The organism is Robertkochia solimangrovi, assembly GCF_007279655.1.
In the GTDB taxonomy this organism is placed as follows: Bacteria; Bacteroidota; Bacteroidia; order Flavobacteriales; family Flavobacteriaceae; genus Robertkochia; species Robertkochia solimangrovi.
The window spans coordinates 215,126-237,687 of sequence record NZ_QKWN01000001.1; the positions used below are offsets into that span (position 1 = coordinate 215,126).

At 40.0% G+C, this 22,562-nt stretch carries 23 protein-coding genes; 3 read left to right on the forward strand and 20 right to left on the reverse strand.

Features of this window, described 5'->3' with window-relative positions; genetic code table 11:
- Positions 1-12 precede the first annotated feature (12 nt).
- The 8 genes from DMZ48_RS00875 to DMZ48_RS00910 form a co-directional block, all read right to left on the reverse strand.
- Positions 13-1,137: an efflux RND transporter periplasmic adaptor subunit gene (locus DMZ48_RS00875; protein ID WP_143953215.1), complete on the reverse strand. Its 1,125-nt coding sequence runs from the start codon at positions 1,135-1,137 to the stop codon at positions 13-15.
- A 26-nt stretch (positions 1,138-1,163) separates the two neighbouring features.
- Positions 1,164-1,676, reverse strand: a complete 513-nt coding sequence (locus DMZ48_RS00880) for a GbsR/MarR family transcriptional regulator (protein WP_143953216.1) — start codon at positions 1,674-1,676, stop codon at positions 1,164-1,166.
- A gap of 157 nt (positions 1,677-1,833) precedes the next feature.
- A complete protein-coding gene (locus DMZ48_RS00885; RefSeq protein WP_143953217.1) occupies positions 1,834-2,979 on the reverse strand; it encodes an AEC family transporter in 1,146 nt (381 codons plus the stop codon).
- A gap of 12 nt (positions 2,980-2,991) precedes the next feature.
- The gene (locus tag DMZ48_RS00890) at positions 2,992-4,176 is read right to left on the reverse strand and encodes a pyridoxal phosphate-dependent aminotransferase (protein WP_143953218.1); all 1,185 of its coding nucleotides are present in this window, start codon (positions 4,174-4,176) and stop codon (positions 2,992-2,994) included.
- Between the two features lie 137 nt (positions 4,177-4,313).
- A complete protein-coding gene (locus DMZ48_RS00895) occupies positions 4,314-4,709 on the reverse strand; it encodes a hypothetical protein (RefSeq protein WP_143953219.1) in 396 nt (131 codons plus the stop codon).
- 13 nt (positions 4,710-4,722) lie between these two features.
- Complete coding sequence (locus tag DMZ48_RS00900; RefSeq protein WP_143953805.1) at positions 4,723-5,742, reverse strand: phenylalanine--tRNA ligase subunit alpha; 1,020 nt, start codon at positions 5,740-5,742, stop codon at positions 4,723-4,725.
- A gap of 51 nt (positions 5,743-5,793) precedes the next feature.
- Complete coding sequence (locus DMZ48_RS00905; RefSeq protein WP_242009069.1) at positions 5,794-6,489, reverse strand: ceramidase domain-containing protein; 696 nt, start codon at positions 6,487-6,489, stop codon at positions 5,794-5,796.
- Positions 6,489-6,845 (reverse strand): hypothetical protein, encoded by a 357-nt coding sequence (locus DMZ48_RS00910; RefSeq protein ID WP_143953807.1) that lies wholly within the window; start codon positions 6,843-6,845, stop codon positions 6,489-6,491. Before DMZ48_RS00910 ends, DMZ48_RS00905 begins: the two co-directional genes overlap by 1 nt.
- A gap of 64 nt (positions 6,846-6,909) precedes the next feature.
- On the opposite strand from DMZ48_RS00910, the gene DMZ48_RS00915 reads away from it, so the two are divergent.
- Positions 6,910-7,434, forward strand: a complete 525-nt coding sequence (locus DMZ48_RS00915) for a CvpA family protein (protein WP_143953220.1) — start codon at positions 6,910-6,912, stop codon at positions 7,432-7,434.
- 67 nt (positions 7,435-7,501) lie between these two features.
- Here DMZ48_RS00915 and DMZ48_RS00920 read toward each other — a convergent pair whose 3' ends face one another.
- The 12 genes from DMZ48_RS00920 to DMZ48_RS00975 all read right to left on the reverse strand — a co-directional run bounded on the left by DMZ48_RS00920 (position 7,502) and on the right by DMZ48_RS00975 (position 20,643).
- A complete protein-coding gene (locus DMZ48_RS00920; RefSeq protein WP_143953221.1) occupies positions 7,502-8,128 on the reverse strand; it encodes a carbonic anhydrase in 627 nt (208 codons plus the stop codon).
- A 30-nt stretch (positions 8,129-8,158) separates the two neighbouring features.
- Positions 8,159-9,742, reverse strand: a complete 1,584-nt coding sequence (locus DMZ48_RS00925; protein ID WP_143953222.1) for a SulP family inorganic anion transporter — start codon at positions 9,740-9,742, stop codon at positions 8,159-8,161.
- Between the two features lie 81 nt (positions 9,743-9,823).
- On the reverse strand, positions 9,824-10,141 hold the full coding sequence (locus DMZ48_RS00930; RefSeq protein WP_143953223.1) for a hypothetical protein: 318 nt from the start codon (positions 10,139-10,141) through the stop codon (positions 9,824-9,826).
- A 59-nt stretch (positions 10,142-10,200) separates the two neighbouring features.
- Entirely contained in the window at positions 10,201-10,974 is a 774-nt protein-coding gene (locus DMZ48_RS00935) for an SH3 domain-containing protein (protein WP_143953224.1), read from the reverse strand.
- Between the two features lie 13 nt (positions 10,975-10,987).
- Positions 10,988-12,763 (reverse strand): BatD family protein, encoded by a 1,776-nt coding sequence (locus DMZ48_RS00940; RefSeq protein ID WP_143953225.1) that lies wholly within the window; start codon positions 12,761-12,763, stop codon positions 10,988-10,990.
- Positions 12,764-12,792: 29 nt separating this feature from the next.
- Entirely contained in the window at positions 12,793-13,641 is an 849-nt protein-coding gene (locus tag DMZ48_RS00945) for a tetratricopeptide repeat protein (RefSeq protein ID WP_242009070.1), read from the reverse strand.
- Positions 13,642-13,723: 82 nt separating this feature from the next.
- Entirely contained in the window at positions 13,724-14,776 is a 1,053-nt protein-coding gene (locus tag DMZ48_RS00950; RefSeq protein WP_143953227.1) for a VWA domain-containing protein, read from the reverse strand.
- Positions 14,777-15,778 (reverse strand): vWA domain-containing protein, encoded by a 1,002-nt coding sequence (locus tag DMZ48_RS00955; protein WP_143953228.1) that lies wholly within the window; start codon positions 15,776-15,778, stop codon positions 14,777-14,779. It lies immediately after the preceding gene.
- Between the two features lie 2 nt (positions 15,779-15,780).
- Positions 15,781-17,463 carry a hypothetical protein gene (locus DMZ48_RS00960; RefSeq protein WP_242009071.1) on the reverse strand — a complete coding sequence of 561 codons (1,683 nt, stop codon included), beginning with the start codon at positions 17,461-17,463 and terminating at the stop codon, positions 15,781-15,783.
- Between the two features lie 3 nt (positions 17,464-17,466).
- The gene (locus tag DMZ48_RS00965) at positions 17,467-18,333 is read right to left on the reverse strand and encodes a DUF58 domain-containing protein (RefSeq protein WP_143953229.1); all 867 of its coding nucleotides are present in this window, start codon (positions 18,331-18,333) and stop codon (positions 17,467-17,469) included.
- A 69-nt stretch (positions 18,334-18,402) separates the two neighbouring features.
- On the reverse strand, positions 18,403-19,404 hold the full coding sequence (locus DMZ48_RS00970; protein ID WP_143953230.1) for an AAA family ATPase: 1,002 nt from the start codon (positions 19,402-19,404) through the stop codon (positions 18,403-18,405).
- A gap of 153 nt (positions 19,405-19,557) precedes the next feature.
- Positions 19,558-20,643 carry a DUF4382 domain-containing protein gene (locus DMZ48_RS00975; RefSeq protein ID WP_242009072.1) on the reverse strand — a complete coding sequence of 362 codons (1,086 nt, stop codon included), beginning with the start codon at positions 20,641-20,643 and terminating at the stop codon, positions 19,558-19,560.
- Positions 20,644-20,897: 254 nt separating this feature from the next.
- On the opposite strand from DMZ48_RS00975, the gene DMZ48_RS00980 reads away from it, so the two are divergent.
- Together DMZ48_RS00980 and DMZ48_RS00985 are read left to right on the forward strand one after the other, a co-directional pair.
- The gene (locus DMZ48_RS00980; protein WP_143953231.1) at positions 20,898-21,761 is read left to right on the forward strand and encodes an aldo/keto reductase; all 864 of its coding nucleotides are present in this window, start codon (positions 20,898-20,900) and stop codon (positions 21,759-21,761) included.
- Between the two features lie 17 nt (positions 21,762-21,778).
- A complete protein-coding gene (locus DMZ48_RS00985) occupies positions 21,779-22,537 on the forward strand; it encodes an SDR family NAD(P)-dependent oxidoreductase (RefSeq protein ID WP_143953232.1) in 759 nt (252 codons plus the stop codon).
- Positions 22,538-22,562: the final 25 nt, after the last annotated feature.

The following is a 22,562-nucleotide window of genomic DNA, read 5'->3' on the forward strand; positions in this document are numbered from 1 at the left end:
TCGTTCTTCCGATTATTTAAACAATACTGTTGCAGGTTTAATGATACTATCGAATGGTGTAGTCTGAGGAATGATCCCCATACCATTACGTAGCTTTCCTGCACCTTCTGCCACGATGAGATCTCCCTTATTCACTCCGGAAGAAATAACATATAGATTGTTAACCACATCTTTGATATCCAGTTTTACCGATTTAACCGTATTGCTATCGGAAACACGATAAACAAAAATATTTCCTTGTTGTTCAAATGTGGATACCTGAGGCACCACGATCGCATCTTTATAAGTCTTAGGGATCATCACTTTTCCACTATTCCCGTTGGTAAGTAATTTACGCGGGTTATCAAATACCGCTCTGAATGTAACAGTACCGGTATTAGGATCGATCTGACCAGTTACGGTTTGAATTTTCCCTTCGACCGGATACACCGATCCATTGGCTAGCTGTAGCTTAACATCAGGAAAATTCGCTACTCTTTCCGTTAAAGTTTCACCGGGAGTATTTTGAAGGAAATCAAGATAGTCCTTTTCATTCATGGTGAAATAGGCATAAACCTGCTCAATGTCGATAACCTTTGTAAGTGCTACCTGGTCACTCGGACTCACAAGTGCACCTTCTCTAAAAGGTATACTACCAACATATCCGTTTACCGGGCTCTTTACCGTTGCATAACCAATATTAGCAGCGATACTGTTATAGTTGCTTTTAGCTTGTGCAAGATTTGCCTTTGCAGTTTCCAATTGCACATTACTGATGATGTTCTTTTCTACCAGAGGTACAAGTTTGTCAACTTCTACCTGCGCAACATTAACCCGGGCCTTGGCAGCTTCTGCATCCTGACTCAGGGTTTGAGTTTCGAGTTTGAATAAGGCTTGTCCTTTTCGCACACGTTGTCCTTCATCAACGAGGACCTTTTGAATATATCCGGAAACTTTAGCTCGCACATCGCTATTGATAACCCCTTCGATACTCACAGGAAAAACATTATATCCTGTCAATGTCATAGGCTCGAGATTCGCCACCGGAAATGGCAGTTTCTGAGCTCCCTGGGGTGTAGCTGCACCATTCTCCTCACCACAGCCGACAGCCAAAATGGCTACCAGAGTTAATAATATCAAATTTGATCTTAGCTTCATTAGTTATTCTGATTTTGATTTTGATTTTACGAAATAGTATTTGATAGGGTCACTTGAAATTCTTCCACTAATTTGATCATTCCATCTAAAAAATTGAGATACCCTGTATGAATTCGGCAATCATAAGCTTTATCATCTCCATTATTGACAAGTTTGGCATTACAAGCCAATTTAAACTCCATAAGTTTAATATGGATCTCCCGTTCCTTTTGCCAATTCTCTAATAACATTTCAATTCGTTCACGGAAATGAAACGGAGTGATTCTGTAGTACCGCTTTCTTTCACCAGACTTGGTGTAATAATCGATCCTGTTAAGTTTAACCAGAAGATTTAAATTCGTGGAAATGGTACTTTTACTTGCCTGCAGCGTTTCTACCAGTTCATCGAAGGTAACGCCGTGTTCACTTTCCATGATCAGATGCGCAAGGATACGGCCAGCCATTGGAGGCAGATCATCCTTCATTTCGATGAATACGCCCAATTGCTCCACAAGATCCTTTCTTCGCTTTTCGATATGTTCTGAACTCAATTCTGACATTTTGGAAAATATGAAATGCAAAGATACCGTTAGTTCGGTACAAACCGAACCAACGGAACTATAATGTTTTGTTAAATTAATCTAGGGAGAAAAATGTGCTGAAAAATGTGCTTAACTGCTGTATATCAGCGATATAAAATTAGTTAATTTTAAGCGCTTATTCTTTCTCTTCAGCCAATTCTTTAATATTTAACATTTTCGACATATTCATATAATAGGTCGAAGAAGCTTTTATTCGGCGAAGTAAAACAGGTAAAACAGCTAACAGTAGCAATACAAACCCGGTAATAAATATGGTGACAGGATTTGTAAATAACTTATCTGAACTTAAAACGAAAAGGATAAATACTACGGAAATCGGGAGTGAAAATGCAAGTATTGCAATTGCAAAATTCGTGTCGAAGGTCTTTTTTTCCATACCGAGCTTATTTTCCTCTGCATCGACCATCGCGATATGCATAAATGGCCAGAAGCTACAAGCACTGAGTGAAAAGGCGAGAATGAGAAGAATATCGCCATCAACTTCGATATTTCCTAACCAAACAAGCAATCCACCCAGGATCATGGCAAGTCCGGCTCTAAAGCTCAACAGACTAAATATAGTACCCATCTGATGCTTTTTAAGCTTAACTGCAAGCCCGATGTATAACAGCACCAATGGTGTCATTATATAGGATAATCGTTCGATTATGTCTTTCAGGAAAACAGGAAAGTCGTTCAGATGAATTCCAAGCATTATAAAGGCGATAGCTGCAAACATCAACAGATTAACAGGTTCTGCCAGCATTTTTTTAACGAGAGCCCAAAGTTTATCTTTACGGGATTCCTCCTTCAAAAAACCTTCACAGTTCTTTCGGAACCAACTTAAAGCTACAAGATAAAGGATCAACAGCACAAAAATCTTATTCCCAAGATCTGCCATCGCCGCTTTAGCCAGAAAATCGTGGCCCAGAAATTCCAGGACAAATGGAAAGCATGATAAACCCGGAGCCAGGGAAGGTAGCAGCATACGAGAAGTACGTCCAACCGGAGAACTTTTATCGATACCGATAAGATCTAAAAAACGGGGAGTTACAAGAAAGAAAATAACATTTAACGCAAGCGCAAGAAGCGGTAACATTAAAAACGTCAGGTCGATCTTAACCTCGAGCAATGCGATAAATATAGTCGCTGGTAAAGCAAGATTAAGTATAATCTTTTTAAGCCCGTCTGTTTCTTCTTTACTGCTGAACTTACTTTTCAATATAACCCCGATGACCATAAAAGAAATGAACACCAGGGTTTTACTCAAAACAACATTCATTCAAAATAGGATTTATAGTAATACCTCAGTGATGGCATTGGTAAATTTCTTCATTTCATCCATGGTCCCGATACTTACACGACACCAGTCTTTATCCCAGTAATTGAAGGCTCGAACCCCAATCCCTTTAGAAGTCATTGACTCAAGGAATTTCTTCGGCTCCATTTCAATCGGAAAAATAACAAAATTGGTTTCTGAAGGAATTGGATCAAAGCCATTCGCCTTCAGATAATCCACGGTATAATCCTTTGCTTTAGATATCTTATCTTTACAGTCTTCAAGAAACGCAGTATCTTTCATACTTGCGATCGCAGCCATAATAGAAGGTCCTGTGATCCCCATTCCTCCACGAGTGATCTCACTGATCGTCTCGATTGATTTTTCACTTCCGATCATATAACCGATGCGTAATCCGGCCATACCATGGATCTTTGAAAAAGTCCTCGAAACAAAAACATTTCGACCTTTAGCAACAAGTGGCGCCATGGAATCAGCGATGCCATTTTTACTAAGTTCGATATAGGCTTCATCAACAAATACCGGAACTTTTTGAGACACTCGGTCACAAAAATCATACAATGCCTTAGCATCCGTAGCAGAACCGGTCGGGTTATTTGGATTCGTGATATATACTAATTTGGTTTCGGAATCGATCGCATCTTCCATCGCTTTCAGATCATGTTGAAAATCTGCCGTTAGACGTACAGGCCTCCATTCTCCACCCATAGCCTTTGAAACATGGATCATCGACATATAACAAGGGTCTCCGGTTACGATGTTACCACTATGCACAAAAGAAAGCATTCCAACTTTTTCGAGAAGGTCGGAAGATCCGGGCCCCATCATAATCTGCTTGGTCGTAACCCCTTCTTTCTCGGCGATCATACCCATTAAATCATACAGCGTTCTCCAGGAATAACGGTTCCCGGTTTTCATTTCAGCCTGAAATGCCTGTAACGCTTTTGCCGAAGGCCCGTAAGGATTTTCATTTGCATTAAGTCTGCTGACAACAACATCTTTTTTGTCATCTATCAGATACTCCTTTAAGGGAGAGCCTGAAGACCATTTAAAGTTGAAGGAATGTGGAACATATTTCTGTTCTCTGGCAAAAATACCGGTAGGTACAAGACTAAGGGCTCCCAGTGAAAACGCACTATTGCGCAACCAGGCTCTTCTGCTTTGATTTTCTGGATTCATCGGTTAATTGGTTTTTGATCCCTAAATTTAAGCAGAATTCAAGCTGATTACAACTGGAATATTATAATAAAACGTGCATTAATTTCAGTTTTATTGAAATTAATTACATCAATACTAAGAATTTTATGTTAAAAATGTTAAGGACGTAGGATTCCTTTCAGTCCCATAACAGGAATTTCTGTTTCATTCATCTCATCAATTGAATCGGAATCAAATGTATAGACCGTTTCATACATCTTGTTCCCCTCAAAAAAAGTCACTAAAAACTCATTTTTAAAAGAAATAAGGGCTTCCGTCAAAAACTCGACCTTTGCATACGAATTTGGTTCCATTTTTTCGATACTACGTCGCATCACAGAGGTTTTTTGAGTATTAAACTCACCTCTCGAAACGACCAGGATCATATCGATAGTAGCAGACCGGTTATTGATGATATACATATTCCATACATCAGCACCCAGATCCTCATTAAAACCTTTGACTGCTGCCATATATACACTTTCAACTTCCGGTATCTCGATATCCTTTTTCATTCAGAAGTAAATACTATAAAGCAGATTTGAACTGTTTCAGGAATCTGATGTCATTCTCACTCAACATTCTGATATCAGAAATCTGATGTAATAACAATGCTATCCTGTCGATTCCCATCCCAAAAGCAAAACCGGAATAGGTTTTTGAATCGATACCACAATTCTCAAGTACATTCGGATCAACCATACCACAACCCATTATCTCCAGCCATCCGGTTCCCTTGGTCATTCGGTAATCAGTCTCAGTTTCGAGTCCCCAATATACATCTACCTCAGCACTTGGTTCTGTAAACGGGAAATATGATGGCCGTAATCTAATCCTGGATTTACCGAACATTTCAGTGGTAAAATACTGCAATGTCTGTTTAAGATCAGCAAATGAAACACCCTTGTCTATATACAAACCTTCCACCTGATGAAAAAAACAATGTGATCTCGCAGAGATCGCTTCATTTCTATAAACGCGGCCAGGAGAAATAGTTCTTATAGGAGGCTGGTTATTCTCCATGTATCGCACCTGCACCGAAGAAGTATGGGTTCTTAAGAGGATATCCGGATCGGTCTGTATGAAGAAAGTATCCTGCATATCTCGTGCAGGATGATATTCCGGAAGATTAAGGGCGGTAAAATTATGCCAGTCATCCTCCATTTCAGGACCTTCTGAAACATTGAAGCCGATACGTGAGAATATCTCAACAATTTGATTTTTTACGATAGAAATCGGATGTCTTGAGCCCAGTTCAAAAGGTGCTCCGGGCCTTGTCAGATCACCATATTGTTTAACCTGCTCCTGTCCGTTCTCAAGGATCTCCTTAAGACTGCTTACCTTGTCCTGTGCAAGATCCTTCAATTGGTTAATGGCCTGACCATATTCCTTTTTCTGATCGTTGGGAACATTCCTGAACTCTGCAAAGAATTCATTGATCAATCCCTTTTTTCCTAAATATTTAATTCTGAAAGCCTCTATCTCATCTGCCTTATCAGCATTAAACTTTTCAACCTGAGATATATGTTCCTTAAGCGTATCGATCATCATAGTTCAAACTTTGAGTGTGCAAATTTAATCATCTTAATTAAAATAACATCAGTACGGGACAGGCAGTTTTACTTTTCGGTCTTCATATAAATACCGAATGATGAAGAATACCGCAATTCCGCCAAACAAATGCCATAACCAATGCGTTCCGATATCCGAAAAATCCTGTCTCCTATCAAGTACTCTGAAAATTATGGCTACTGAAAAAAACGTAAATGCCAATACCACATCACCTACATTCCTGTAACCGGTACGAAACAGATATATCAACAAAGGCACCAGCAATGTGATTGCCGTTACAATATAACCGATGGTAATACTTACTTGGTGAGGAAAAGGCAGGTTGCGAACGATAAGGGATGTGCCCAATATCAGTAATGTTACCATAATACGCATCGACCAATTCTCCCAAAGTCTGAAAATAAGATAGACCACCGCACTGAAGCATAAAAGCACAATTGGAACCCAATCCATGAGCAGCCATATTTCGTGACTCCGGGTACCGTGAAACAAGGTACCGCCTATCCAGCCGATAAACAAAACAGGTAAAACAAGACTTAAATAGCGCTGATCATTACGATTTTTCCAAACTCTGACTCCCCAAAATATAACGATAAATAGAAAAACAAGATTACTGAAAGTATTGAACGGCTCAACAGGGATCCGACCCATTAACGTCTCCGTGTAGATCGGCCCCGTATCATTGGGCAGTTGAAACAACAGCATTCCTGTATTCAAATTCATCAGTCGATATATTTCTTTTCAAGGAAGTACTGAACAAGCGCCTCCTTCATCAATACACTCTGCTCTCCGGCCTTTAATGAAGGTAATTCTTCCTTCAAAGTATAATGTGGCCAACCATCATCGTCATAGAAGTCAAATTCATAATATCCAAAAGGCTCCAGCAATCTGCATATCGCAATGTGCATGAGATTGACCTTCTCATCCTTTTTAAATTTACGGTTTAGTTGTTGCAATTCCTGTACCCCCACCAAATAGATGATAGCATCCAGTTCCAGAATATCACCATCTGCAAATCTTTCCGATAATTTACCGGTCAATAGTTCCCATCTTCGCTTTAATTCTTCATCACGTGTCATAGCAGGTATTTTCTGCAAAAATAGAAAGTTCAAATGACTTATATTTGTTATAAACACTGACTTGATGAATTTTATCGATATTGTACTTGGCGGCCTCCTCCTTTTTGGTTTAATCCGAGGACTCATGAAAGGATTTTTTATCGAAGTCGCTTCTTTAGTAGCACTTATCGCCGGTATCTACGGAGCTATCCATTTCTCTTATTTTGCTGGCGACTATCTGAGCTCAAAACTTGAATGGGAAGAACGATATATCAATCTCACAGCTTTCGCCATCACTTTCGTAATTATCATTATCGCCATAGCTTTCCTCGGAAAATTACTGACAAAAATTGCGAATATGGCTGCTCTTGGATTATTAAACCGCATACTTGGTGGAATATTTGGATGTCTTAAGTTTGCTGTTATACTCGGAGCCTTTCTATTATTCTTTGACAAGACCAACAATACGCTGGGCCTTCTCGATAAGGATCAAACAAATTCATCGATCCTATACGAACCGGTTAAAGCGGTAGGTTCATTTGTGTTTGACAGCATCTTTAATACTAAAGAAGATAATTTGGAAGTCATCCCTGATCTCCGAAAGGCATGATCAGTTTTACAACAGGAAAAACATTTTAAATTAAAAGCCCCGTGTAAACACACAGGGCTTATATTTTTTATCCAAGATCATAGATCTTCATGATCTCATCCAGAATACCGGGAAGATCCACATTCAGATCAATCAGATTTCCGGTATGAATATCAAATACCCACCCATGTACCTTCAGGCCTCTTTCCTTATAAGCCTTCTGTACTGCAGCAGTTTTGATCAGGTTTACACACTGCTCTTGTACGTTCAATTCCACCAATCGCTCATAACGCTTCTCTTCATCAGTGATCGCTTCAAGCTCATCCTTATGGAGCCTGTAAACATCTCTGATATTACGTAGCCATGGGTTAAGAATACCCAGATCGGCCGCCTGCATGGCAGCTTTAACACCACCACAGCTATAATGCCCACAAACCACAATGTGATTTACTTTCAAATGATTTACCGCATACTCGATAACAGAAACGGCATTTAGATCCGTTCCGATCACCATGTTGGCGATATTACGGTGCACAAAAACATCGCCGGGACCCAGGCCCATCAGATCCTCTGCAGTCACACGGCTGTCCGAACAACCGATGTAGAGCATCTCAGGACTTTGTCCTTTTCCCAGTTCGTCAAAAAAATCACTATTTATTGCGAGTTTCGATGCAACCCAATTCTTATTGTTCTCAAATACTTTACTAATATCCATTATATAAAACTTTTAATTTCTATGATAAATTTACGCAGCAACTTCCTTTCTTCTAAGGAAAATATCTATAAAACTATCCGGATTATGAAATTCTCCCCGGTTCGAGATAACCCTGATATCAATGTTCTTTGCTTTTGACTTATAAGCAAACTCATCCAGAATTTCCAGAATATCATAATTCAAACGAATCGTCTTACGCACGTCCAGTTCGAGAAATGTATTATCTGGCAAATTATTCAACTCTCTCAATATCGCTCCCTTGTTTAGGAAGGAAACCTCCTCTGCCAATGTCATTCTAACCCTATGATCACCGTTGTCATTTTCATGAATATGCAAAAAGTGCGAGTTTTTATAACTGCGAATAAGAATAGAAGTTATACCTACGGCCAATCCTAAACCGATACCCATTAAAAGGTCTGTAAATACCACTCCGATCACAGTAACCACATAAGGGATAAACTGGCCTTTTCCAAGCTTATACATTTCAACAAATTTAGCAGGACTTCCCAGCTTGTAACCGATGATCAATAGCACTGATGCCAACACGGCTAATGGAATTTGATTGATTAGATTTGGAATCAGAATAATCGCCAGCAATAGCCACAAACCATGCATTACGGTAGATAATTTAGTTTTACCGCCAGATTGAACATTGGCAGAACTCCTAACGATCACCTGAGTGATTGGGAGACCCCCAATCATTCCGGAAACGATATTCCCAGTTCCCTGAGCAAACAATTCTCGATTGGTAGGTGTCACTCTTTTCTCCGGATCCAGTTTGTCTGCAGCTTCAACTGACAACAGAGTTTCAAGACTTGCAACAACGGCAATAGTCACACCGATTACCCATACTTCATAATTGGTGATCGCACCAAAGTTCGGGAAAGTAAATTGCCCGAAAAAGGATGAAATTCCATCAGGAACAGGTACGCTTACAAGATGTTCATCCATAATAGACAAACCTGTAGAAGGATCTACAAACGTATTATAAATGATACCTACGATTACCGCTACCAAAGGTCCCGGAACAATCTTAAAGAAATTGTGCTTTTTGGCCAACACTTTATCCCATACCAGAAGTATTGTTAGTGATATCAACGTTACCAAGACCGCCCCCATAGAGATATGATCCAGCATTGAACTCAAGGCAGAAAAGGTGTTTTCACCATCTGCCTGGAAAAAGTCAAGATCTCCTTCATAATCGGCATCGTACCCTACTGCATGTGGTAATTGCTTCAGGAAAATAATAATTCCGATACCTGCGAGCATACCCTTGATCACTGCTGAAGGAAAATAATAACCGATAACTCCGGCCTTCAAAATACTAAGGATAATTTGCAGGATACCACCTATAATCACTGCAAGCAAAAAGGTTTCATAGCTTCCGAGTTTAGTTATTGCGGTTAATACGATTACGGCCAAACCGGCTGCAGGACCACTAACACCGAGTTGTGATCCACTCAAGGATCCGATCACAACTCCTCCTATAATCCCTGCGATCAAACCGGAAAATAAAGGAGCTCCACTTGCTAAAGCGATCCCTAAACACAATGGCAACGCAACAAAGAAGACTACCAGACTTGCCGGCAAATCATTTTTAAGATATTTAAACATAAAAGAATAAGTTTATGATCTTTCCTTTCTGGTTAATTTTGGAAAGATCTGGTTAAGGTTTTTTGTACTTTACGATGTTAACTAACTTAAACTGATATGTTCAGGTGGAGGTAATAATAATTCCGGATGAAACGAATAACGTGACATTTCGTTGGAAGCTATAATATTTTGAGAAGTTTCTTTTATTTCAAAAGTATCCTTCAGAAAATCTTCAAAATAAAGAATGTGTTTGGCACTTTTTTCAACACCGGTTTCGTGTTTCTCTTCTTCCTCAGCGAGATTGTAGAAATAGGATACATCTGCACTGTTATCTGTAAGAATTATAAGTGAAGGACTTAAGATAAATGTGCAGAAGGTAACTAATATAAGATACAGGTATATTTTTCTATCCTTCTTCAACAATTTGATTTTTGGAATCTCAAATTTAAGAGGAATATACCATTCTTTTGTTAATTTATTTAAAAATCTTTGACTTCACGAAGCTCTTCAGAAGGTAACCAACCGATCTTTCCATCGCTTAGCTGGATCTTTTTCCATTCACCCATCGCTTCCAGAACATTCACCTTAGTACCCTCATGTAACTGAAAGACATCCTGACTTCCCATATTAGGTTCCGACTTGACCGTAGTCTCAGCGGCGAAGATGATGGCAGGATCGGCTCTGTTCTCTACACCTTGTTGATGAAAGGCAAAGAATATACTCAACACAGCAAATATGAGCAGAACCATACTCAGGGAGAAATACAATCGCTTTTTCAATTGAACCGAAGAAAAATAGTATACCAGAAAGAAGATCACAAAGGCAAACATCAGCACGATAGACAACACACTCCATGAAGTATAACTCATGACACCTACATAATTATCAAAGATCTTTGCCAATCCGGTTTGCGGTAATTTATCGATCGCATCGATGGTCATATTCCTCGCAAATGCCAGGTTATTTTGAATATCCTCATCATTAGGCATAAGTTGAAGCGCCCGTTCATAATAGAGTATACTCGGTCCAATCTGATTCAGTTTGTAATAACAATTACCAATATTATAATATAATGCTGCCGAATGCTGCCCACTTTCTGCGATCTCAAGATATTTACCAACCGCTTCCTGATACGCTCCTGCGTTATACAACGTCCCGGCTTCCTCGAAAATCTTATCGTTTTGAGCATAACCGAATACCGTGGAAAGCAATGCCACTACTAACAACATGTATGATCTGAATAAATCTTTCATTCTCGTATACATCTTAAACGATTTGTTTATCAATCCTTGAAATCACTCCCGCAGCCTTCTCATAATCGTTTTCCATTTCTGTAACAGTAGAAGGCGTATATCGTGCGAGTTCGCAGCTATTAAGTATACCGATAAACGCTTCGGTCTCTTCCAACTTAACAGATCTGCCGGATAATAATTCCCGTATTCTGTCTTTGCTTAGTTCCGTAGTAGTGATCTTTAATTTAGCCTTAAGATAATTATGCAGTGCGCGTTCCAGAGATTCATAGAATGATTCCTGACTACCTAGGTTTTTACGCGCTTCGGACAAATATTTTCTTGCAAGCTTGTTAGCCTTTCTGACCCTGTTCCCTTCAACATCCATCGCGATGGCCTTCCTTTTCTTACCCACACCGATTGCAATCGGTATCAATAACAAAGGACCTAACAACAACACATAGTACAACGACGTATTAAAGAATCCCCCTTTAACCTTGGATGACAGATTCGCATCCAGTTTCAGGAATCTGAACTGAGACTTATCGGCCACCACGGGTTGTTTCGTGTTGACGTCATTAGTATTGGCTACAGTAGTGCCTGATGATGGCCCTTCATAAACGTTTATAAGCGCCTGCGCTGAGCTGATGGATTTATATTTCTCCTCTTTCGGGTCGAAGTAGGAAAATGACACGGAAGCCACCGGATATTTTCCTTTATATTGTGGCACGATGGTATAGCTTTCAGTCACCTTACCTCGCATTCCAGTAATATAAGTACTCACCTGTTCTTCGAATTCGGGTTCATACACCTCCAATGCACTTGGAAGGGTAAGCTTTGGAAGATCGAACAATTTAAGATTACCACTCCCGGATACTACCATTCTTGCGGTCAGCGATTCGTTGGCTTTAAGATCGGATTTTGATAACAGAACATCAAATTGAAAATTCCCTACGGCTCCGGTAAAATCCGCCGGCTTTCCTTTTTCCGGGAGTGCCTTCACATCGATAACCTTCTTTCCTGCAGTTACACGCTGATTTGCCTGTTGGAACACTCTTCCCCCGAAAATATCACGTCGATTAGTAGGAACCTCTACCTTCACTTCCAGTGTAAGGGGTTCAATTTCGAGTTTGCCGCTTTTTTGTGGATAAAGCACCACCTTTTTCAGCACAACAACCCTGTATTGCTTACCTTCATAAATCGCATTCTCCGCCCGTAGTCTTTTGATCTCTATATTTTGCGACCAGAAGTTATTATACTTCGGATTATCGATAGGTATATAATCATAAAGGTTGACATCAGGAGACACATAAAGCTTGTATTCAACACTAACTGCTTCATTCATATAAGGCTTAGAATCGGACACTTCTGCGACCAGATGCAACTTTTCAGCCGCGATATCTTCCGGCGATTTCGGCGCATTCGGATTATCTACTGCAGCCGTTACCTCTATATTCAAAGGAAGTGTCTTATAGGTTTCACCGCCAATCTCAACCGTTGCCTGTTTAATCGTAAAATTTCCCTTTTCCAGGGGCGTTAAGATATAGGAATATGTTTTTGAATAGGAACGCTTACCATTTGCCCATTGATTACTGATGGATTGATTTGGCCCCATCAAAACCCGAAAACCTTCAAAATTAGGAGGTGTGAAATTATCACCATCCTTATTCATGGCAAAATCGATCCTCAAGCGTTCGTTCACACCAAGTTTACTCTTACTCACAGAAGCATTGAATTCCACCGCATCTTCCTGTGAATATCCAGCAAAACCCGTGAGTATTAAAAATAATAATATGTAAGCTTTTAATTTCATTTCAAAGATGAAAATACAACTATTTTTCTTTACCAATCTTTCTCAGTCTTAACCGGCTGACCTTTAACCTTTTTAGCATTTACCTTCTCCTGAACCTTCTTTTCTTCATTGTTCATCGCTTCCAGGATATTTTTTATCTGCTGAGGAGACAACTGATTCGGACGCGGCTTACTTCCTCCTTCCTCCTGAGGTTTCTTCTGTTGATCCTTTTGCTGATCCTTCTTTCCATTATCCTTTTGATCATCCGACTGGTCGCTGTCCTTATCCTGATCACCTTCATTTTGATCCTGCTTATCCTTATCTCCTTCCCCCTGGTCTTTCTGATCTTGTTGCTGATCCTTCTGATTCTCGTCTTTATCCTGTTGATCTTTGTTTTGATCTTTATCCTTGTCCTGGTCTTGCTTCTGATCATCCTTATCCTGATCATTATTCTTTTGCTCGTCCTGTTGCTTTTTTAGCATTTCCTTTGCCAACGCCAGGTTATATCGGGTTTCTTCGTCGGAAGGGTCATTTCTAAGGGCTTCCTTATAGGCATCCACCGCCTTCTGATATTCCTTATTCTTCATGAAAACATTCCCCATATTGTGAAATGCCTTATGTTTTGAAGGCTTATCTTCCGCTGCCGTCCCTGCTTCTTTGTAACGCATGAATGCCTCACCGTAACTATTATTGTTATAATAAACATTCCCAAGATTATAGGGAGCTGAAGCATTTTTACCACTTTTATCGATCGCTTTACGATAATTCATCTCAGCATCAACAAAATCCTTTGATTTCACCTCTTCATTCCCTTCCCAGGTATAATTCAGTGACTCCTTTAGATTTTTCGCTTCCATTTTCTCCTTATCTTCCTGTGCTAAACCGGAAACAACCATCATGAATATAATAAGTTGAATGGTCGGCAAACATACTTTTCTTATGAAAACCGACGTGTCACAGAAAACATTCATTTTTTTAGAATTAACGTTCATCTTCATCAGATTTTTCATTAAACAGATTTAATTTTCTCAACCAGGCTGTTTTTCTTTCCAATAAAAAGAAATCCAGAAATAAGAATAAAATAGCCCCTGCGATGAACCATTGAAACTGATCCTTAAAATCAGCAAACTGTTTGGCTTCGAATTCGGTTTTATCCATTTTATCAAGGGCATCTTTCACAAACTCTATAACATCATCGGTATTACTACCATTGATATATCCGCCATCCCCTTCTTCGGCAATACTTCTGAGCATCGCTTCATCCAGCTTGGTCATCACAACATCTCCGTTACCATCCTTCTTATAAGACTGAATAACGCCGTTATATCGCAGTGGAATTGGCGCTCCGTTCACATCCCCGATACCGATCGTAAAAATTTTGATACCTTCGTTTCTGGCTTCCTCTACCGCCTCTGAAACATTCTGCTCGTGATCTTCACCGTCCGAAATTATGAACAATACACGATTGGTCTGATCCTGATCATCATAATACGTCTTTGCCAGTTTAATCGCGTCACTAATTGCCGTCCCCTGAGAAGACATCATATCCGTATTCATATTCTGCAAAAACATTTTTGCGGCAGAATAATCAGTGGTTATCGGCAATTGCGGATATGCCTTAGCCGCATAGGCAATAATGCCGATCCTGTCACTTGCCAGACTGTTTATGATTTCAGAGGCAATTCTTTTCGCTTTTTCCAAGCGACTTGGTGCAATATCCTCCGCCGCCATACTTTTGGATACATCAATCGCAAAAACAATGTCAACACCTTCCCTTTTAACGGTTTCAAGTTTCGTGCCGATTTTTGGATTAACCAAAGCAATGCTAATACAAGCAAGAACCAGCGATAAGAGTATCAATTTCAGAACTGGCTTAAAAACCGAACGATCCGGACTTAGTTTCTTCAGAAGTTCAGGATTGGCAAAATACCGCTGTCTGTTCTTCTTCCACAATGAAAGCATCAGAAATAAGAACACCAGTACCGGAATAACCAGCAATCCGTAAAAATATATTTTCTCGTCTAATTGATACATCTATACAAAACTTCTAAATACAGTATAACGCAATAAAACTTCCATCAACAATAATAAACCGGCAATTATAGCCAGCGGCCTGAACATCTCATGCTTATTGTAATATTTTATTTCCTCTATATCGGTCTTTTCCAATTTATTGATCTCTTCATAAATCTCAGAAAGCTTTTCATTATTCGTTGCTCTGAAATATTTTCCACCGGTTTGTTCGGCAATGTTCTGTAAAAGATCTTCATCGATCTCCACATTTCTAAACCCGTATCGAAAACTTCCATCAAGATTATACCCTACCGGTGTTTCCGCCTGACCGTTCGTACCAATACCAATTGTGTATGCTTTTATTCCGAATTCGACGGCCAGTTCAGCAGCCGTGGCTGGTTCGATGAAACCGGAATTATTTACTCCATCCGTCAGCAATATAATCACTTTACTTTTTGCCTTACTTTCTTTCAACCGGTTTACCGCAGTCGCAAGACCCATGCCGATCGCTGTTCCATCTTCCAGCTGGCCGAATTTGATATCTTCGAGTGAACGCAATACAATTGCCTTATCACTGGTAATCGGAGTTTTGGTAAAACTCTCTCCGGAATAAACAACAAGTCCGATTCGGTCATTTCTACGCTCCTTTATAAAATTCGCTGCCACTTTTTTCAATGCGGTCAGCCTGTTTGGCTTCAGATCTCTTGCCAGCATACTGGAAGACATGTCTATCGCCATCACGATATCAATACCCCTCGTTGTCTTTGTACGGGTAGAAACATCTTCCGTTTGCGGGCGAGCCATCGCAGTGATGAGTGCCGCCAACGCAACCAATCGCAAGGCAAACAACAAAGGCTTCATCGAGGTAAGAATCGATCTTGAAACCTTGAATCCCTTAATACTTGACAGCTTCAGTGATGCTGTTTCCTTTTTATGCCTGAAAACATACCATACTATAGCAAGCGGCAGTAAAAGAAACAGCCAAAAGAACTGTGGATTAGCAAATTGTATATTCTCAAACATTTCTAACCTTCTGTTTTAAAATCGATAGAATTAACTATTCTGTTCATCACCTCTTCTGCATATCGATCCTCACTGTCATATACCATGATCAATTGTTGAATTCCTCCATTATGAACAAAGTTCAACAAGGTATACTCTGAACGTCTTACTTTATCAGAACCTTTAACCGGCACATTCAGGGTTCCATAAACCTTAAGTCCTTCCTTACCAGTCGGACTCGTATATTTTTCTTCTTTCACAATCAAATTGGAAGCCCCAGCTTCCTCCAGTATTTTGATCGCATTATCGATGGCCTTCTCAGGTTCAATCTTTGAATCTTTCTTAAAAGTAGTTACACTTAAGTTGATATAGAACTGATCTTCAAGTGTTCCCATTGCGAAAATCTGATTTCCAAAGATTTCTCCTACGATATCTTCAGGTAACTCCCGATCTACTCTTTTTAATACGCCCGGGGTTTCAATATAAATAGAAGGATATCCATAATCACTTCCAACCCAATTTGTTTCAAGCATCGCTTTAGTTGGGTGCCCCGTGATCGTATCCTTAACATTATGAAATCCATAATACGTTATCAGACCACCGGTTGCTACCAAAAGAAATACTGCGGCTGCAACAACACCATACACCAACTGTTTCTTTCTCTTTTTCTTTTCGAGAAGTTCCAGATACTGCTCATCATGTAACAATTCCTCCTCAGTTGGCTCGGGCAAAGCTTCATGAGTTTTCTCTAGTATATCCTCAACCGTCTTTCGATCTCTTCCGATAATCGTGTTATCCGGTTTCGATTTAGCAAATTTCACCAGGTCAGCTGTACGCAACACCATTTGAAATTGCTTTAAAGTATCGTTCTCAAGTTTAAGGTTACCCGAATCCTTCAGCATCTCCAGTTTAGCGATAAGCTCATCGGTAGTACTTTCCAGTGCCGTCACATGAACATCCTCTTCGATATACGCTCTGACGATATTGGTGAGTTCAGTATAGTATTCTTTATATTCTGATTGGATCAGATATTTAGATTCATCCAGATGTTTTAACTGTAATTTCGCCCGGTCATAAGCAGGCAATAAAGCTACCTTCTCCTCTTCGGTTAACTTTGGTTTTCGGAAGAAGAACCAATAAGTGATAAAAGACAGCCCCAGCAGTATTGCCAGAATCCATAAGGCCAATCGGATCAACCAGGAATTATCCCGCTGAACTTCCTGAAAGCCCTTGATATCATACATACGCTGTTTCAATGTATCTACCACAACTGTATTGACATCGATTCGAAGGGAGTCTGTAAAAAGTGGTCTGTTACCCACCATTATCTGCTGAGTAGGAAGTGTATAGCTACCGGAGTCGAACTGAGTCAGGGCATATTCCTTAATCAGGTTAAACCGGTCTCTGTTTCTGATGGTATCAATCGGAAGATCTTCAACCACTTCCAAGGGTAAAAAGGTTTGCCCTTCCGGGAAAAAAACCTGCTCTGTAGAATCTGCATCAACCTCAACTCTGAATTTGATCTGTTCTCCGATTCTAATCTTGGTAGTATCAACCGTTGTTTTAACTGTAGGTTCCTGCTGTGCAAAAATCCCGGAAGAAAATAAAAATACACACAGGCATAAAAACCCACAACCGGAAAAAATACGACCGGCCACCCGGGATTCGGGTCGTTTTAGTACGCTATGTTCATATAACCATCTCATCGGTCAGGCTCTGTTTTTAAAATACCCCATTAACTTAACAACATAACTTTCGTCTACCCGGCAACTCAATGACCCGGCACCGCTTTTGCTGAAAATGGATTTATAATAATTTACTTTGTCTTTATAATAAGCTGAATAGGCGTTTCTGACTTTCTTGGATTGTGTATTCACCAGCAATAGTTCACCTGATTCTGCATCTTCCATATTCACTACTCCCAGATTAGGAATACTTTCCTCTCTTGCATCATAGATTCTGATCCCCGTTATATCATGACGGTTTGCAGCGATCTTAAGGGTAGATTCATAAGACTCGGATATAAAATCAGATAAAGCAAAAACGATCGCTTTTTTCTTCATCACGCTGGAAAGAAATCTAAATGCCTCAGAAATGTCGGTCTTTTTACTGGTCGGAGTGAACTCGATAAGTTCTCTGATAATCCTTAAGACATGAAATCTTCCTTTTTTAGGGGGAATATACAACTCGACAACATCTGAAAAAAGAACGAGTCCGATCTTGTCATTATTCTGCATAGCAGAGAAGGCCAGTGTAGCCGCAATCTCGGTAATCATCTCCCTTTTGAATTGATTCGAGGTACCGAAAAGTTCCGACCCACTGACATCGACAAGCAACATCATGGTCAATTCGCGTTCCTCTTCAAAAACCTTCACATAGGGCTCATTGTATCTGGCAGTAACATTCCAGTCGATATTTCGCACATCATCACCGAACTGATATTGACGCACTTCGCTGAAAGTCATTCCACGTCCTTTAAATGTAGAATGATACTCCCCGCCAAAGATATGATCACTCAATCTCCGGGTCTTGATCTCAATTTTTCTTACTTTCTTAAGTAATTCTTTGGTATCCATTATTAGGGTTCAAGGTTTAGGCTTATCATTACAGGGAATGAGCACCGGAAAAGGTGCTTTCAGCAATTCCTATGGAACCTCAATCTCATTTACGATCTTGTTAATAATATCTTCGGAAGAAATATTTTCGGCCTCTGCCTCATATGTAATTCCGATCCTGTGACGAAGCACATCCAGAACAACAGCTCTAACATCTTCAGGAATTACATATCCCCTGCGTTTGATGAAGGCATAACATTTTGCTGCCGTCGCAAGGTTTATACTACCCCTTGGTGAAGATCCAAAACTGATAAGGGGTTTTAAGTCGGATAGGTTATATTTTTCAGGATATCTGGTTGCAAAGATGATATCAAGAATATATTTTTCGATTTTCTCATCCATATACACCTCTCTGACAGCCTGTTGTGCTCTAAGGATATCATCAAGACTTACGACCTGGTTCACCTTTTCAAATCCACCTTTCAAATTTGCGCGGATGATTAGCTGCTCTTCATTAAGCTTAGGATAATCAATAACGGCTTTTAACATGAATCGGTCAACTTGTGCTTCCGGCAAGGGATAGGTTCCCTCTTGTTCTACCGGGTTTTGAGTTGCCATTACCAGAAAAGGTTTATCCAGAATAAAGGTTTCATCACCTATGGTAACCTGCTTTTCCTGCATAGCCTCCAGAAGTGCAGATTGTACTTTAGCCGGAGCCCTGTTAATCTCATCAGCTAACACAAAATTGGCGAAGATCGGTCCCTTTTTGATCGAAAAATCATTTTCCTTGATATTGTATATCAATGTACCCACAACGTCTGCAGGTAAGAGATCGGGGGTGAACTGAATCCTGCTGAAACTCCCGTGAACAGCTTTTGCAAGTGTATTGATCGCAAGTGTCTTTGCCAGACCCGGAACACCTTCCAACAGGATATGTCCCTGACCCAGAAGGCCTATCAGTAATCGCTCAACCATATGTTGCTGACCAACGATCACCTTGTTCATCTCTCTTGTCAATACATCAATAAAAGCACTCTCTTTCGCAATTTTTTCGTTAATAAGACTGATATCTATAGTACTTTCTTGCTCCATTTGTGTTAATTTTTTAAGGCATCAATATAACACCCTATCTTGTAGCACGCAAATTGAAAATTAATTTAGACTGACGCTGTTAATAATAGGTTAAAAAACAAAGAGTAGCCCTGGGTTAGGGCTACTCTTAATAATTATTTATGACAATTTAACTTACTCTAAAGTAATTTGACCAATGTCAAGCACTTGACCGGGAACTACTGTAACTTCAGCAATCTCCTTAACCTCGATTTCCGAACCTTCTTCCGGCGTTATAGTAATGACATAAACCCCTACCGGCAAATTGTAAAAAGTAAAGGTTCCGTCTTCAGCAATTGCGGTCGTATAAAGTTCAGTTCCCACCATAACACTTGCTTCTCCGGAAAAAGATTCATTGGTTACCGTTCCGGTAACCGCACCAACACCTTCCATCATACTCAGCGTCACTGCATCGGTTTCTGTAAGGTCTCCGTTAACTACTATAACACCCTCGATGATCGTTTCATTATAACCTGATGCAGGATCCGGTGTGATGAGCACATCATATGTTCCCGCAGGAACTCCATTTAAGACGAATATACCGTTTTCATCGGTATAGGCCGAAATCGTTTCTTCTCCGACAACTACACTAGCCATAACCTGAAAATCAAAAGGGGTAATCGCTCCCTGGATCTTTCCGGAGGTTGCGATCGTACTTGCATAAAGAACAGGATGTAAATTATATTTTCCGGAACCTCCGGCTTCCACAACGATCGATTTATCCACATCAAAATCTAAAAGAAAATCATAAGTATATCCGGGCTCAAGGGTTTCATTTACCTTTATCTTTAATCCGGACTGCATAGCACTCGGAGTATCCAGATCCATCATTTCACCATCGATCTCAACAGAATTATTCTCACCCAACAACAATCTTATCTGTGAAATTTTTCCTGCAGGCACTTCATTGTCAGCCAATACTACAGAAATACCACCGGTTAATTCCAACAAGTTATAAACCCCTGCTTCGATATTACCGATACTTTGCCATCCACCACTATTCTCTTCTTCACCTTCTTCAATAGCACCATAATTTACCAGAACATCCTGTATATCGACATAAACTGCATCATAATCTCCCGGGGCATCTGTCAGATGAATTCTTAGATTTGCAGTTTCAACACCCATTCCGTTATCATCATTATCACTACACCCGATTAAAAAGGTAAAAGCAAACAATGATGTAAATAGCTGAATGATAGATTTTTTGTTCAATTGCATACGTAGTTTTTTTATAATTCGTAGTACTATTTATACGCTAAGAAAAAGGGGCTTAGATGTTAAAGACTGTTAAACCTGATTCCTATCAAAGTTTGAAGCCTCTGTAAGCATGTTTTCTGCCTACATAATTCTATAACAATAACGCATTAAATTTAACTTTATTAGAGATTGGCTGTCCTAATTAATCTTTACCGATTATTTGAGATCCGGCAATTACTCAGGAATACGTAATTTTACAATTCGAAATAATTCCTATGACCTTTTCAAAAATAATCGCAGGTACAATGACCTGGGGAAGCTGGGGTAAAAACCTCTCAGTTTCGGAAATGAGCCGTCTGATCCATCATTGTTTTGATAATGGGATTGACAGTTTTGACCATGCTGATATATATGGTGGATATACGACGGAACAAGAATTCGGTAAAGCCTTTAAAGCAACAGGTCTTTCTCGGGACAAAATGAAATGGATCACAAAATGTGGTATTCAATACATTGCAGAATCGCGAAATAATCATGTCAAACATTATGACCTGTCCAAAGACTATATTATCAGGTCTGCAGAAGAAAGTTTAAAAAACCTCCAGACTGATCATATCGACCTTTTCCTTTTACACAGGCCTAGTCCTTTAATGCATCCGGATGAGATCGCAGCTGCCGCTGCGCACTTAAAAGTATCCGGTAAGATCCGTGAATTCGGACTTTCAAATTTTTCTCCGTCACAGAGTGATCTCGTCATGAGCAAAACAACGATATATGCCAACCAAATACAATTCTCCCTCACCCATGCAGAAAGCATGTGGAACGGGGATCTCGACTATATGATGCTCAACAACATAGTCCCTATGGCCTGGAGTCCATTGGGTTCTGTGTTCAAGGAAAATACGCCACAATCAGAACGCCTAAAACGATCTCTTTTTAAATTTATCGAAAAATATCGTGGAACAGCTGATCAGTTACTATTGGCCTGGATCCTGAAACATCCATCCGGAATACTTCCCGTTATCGGAACCACCAATCCGGAACGGATCAGTAATTCGGTAAAAGCCATCGACATGAAACTTGAAACCGAAGATTGGTTTGAAATGGTTCAGGAAAGCCAGGGTCACCGAGTTCCATAAAACTTAAAATACAAAAAATGAAAACATCCAAAACAGCACTCATCACAGGAGCAACCAGCGGAATCGGACTCGCTGTAGCCGAAGAGTTTGCAAAGCACAATATCCGATTGATTCTCTGCGGACGGAGAAAAGAACGCCTGAAAGAAATATCAGACAGATTAGAAACCCAAACCGATGTTTATACACTCAGTTTTGATATCAGAGATCGAAACGCCGTATTTGACAATATAGCCTCTTTACCTGAGGATTTCAAGCAGATCGATATCCTTATCAACAATGCTGGTAATGCCCATGGACTCGAACCCATAGCAGAGGGTAATGTGGATGATTGGGAAGCTATGATCGACATTAATGTAAAGGGTTTGCTTTATGTTTCCAAGGCAGTTATACCAGGTATGACCTCAAGAAAGAGTGGCCATATTATCAATCTTGGATCTACTGCCGGTAAAGAAGTTTACCCTAAAGGAAATGTTTACTGTGCCAGTAAGCATGCAGTCGATGCCATAAATCAGGCTATGCGTATCGATCTGAATGAATATGGTATTCGGGTTGGAGCAGTAAACCCGGGAATGGTAGAAACAGAGTTCAGCAAAGTTCGCTTTAAGGGCGATGAACATCGAGCCAATGCTGTCTATCAGGGATTTGAACCCTTGCAGGCAAATGATGTGGCCGAGATCATTTATTTTATCGTTTCACGCCCTGCACATGTGAACATTGCCGACCTTGTAGTCATGTCAACTGCTCAGGCAAGTAGTACCATAGTTAAAAAGGATTGAATATCTTTATAGTGCCCGAAACTCA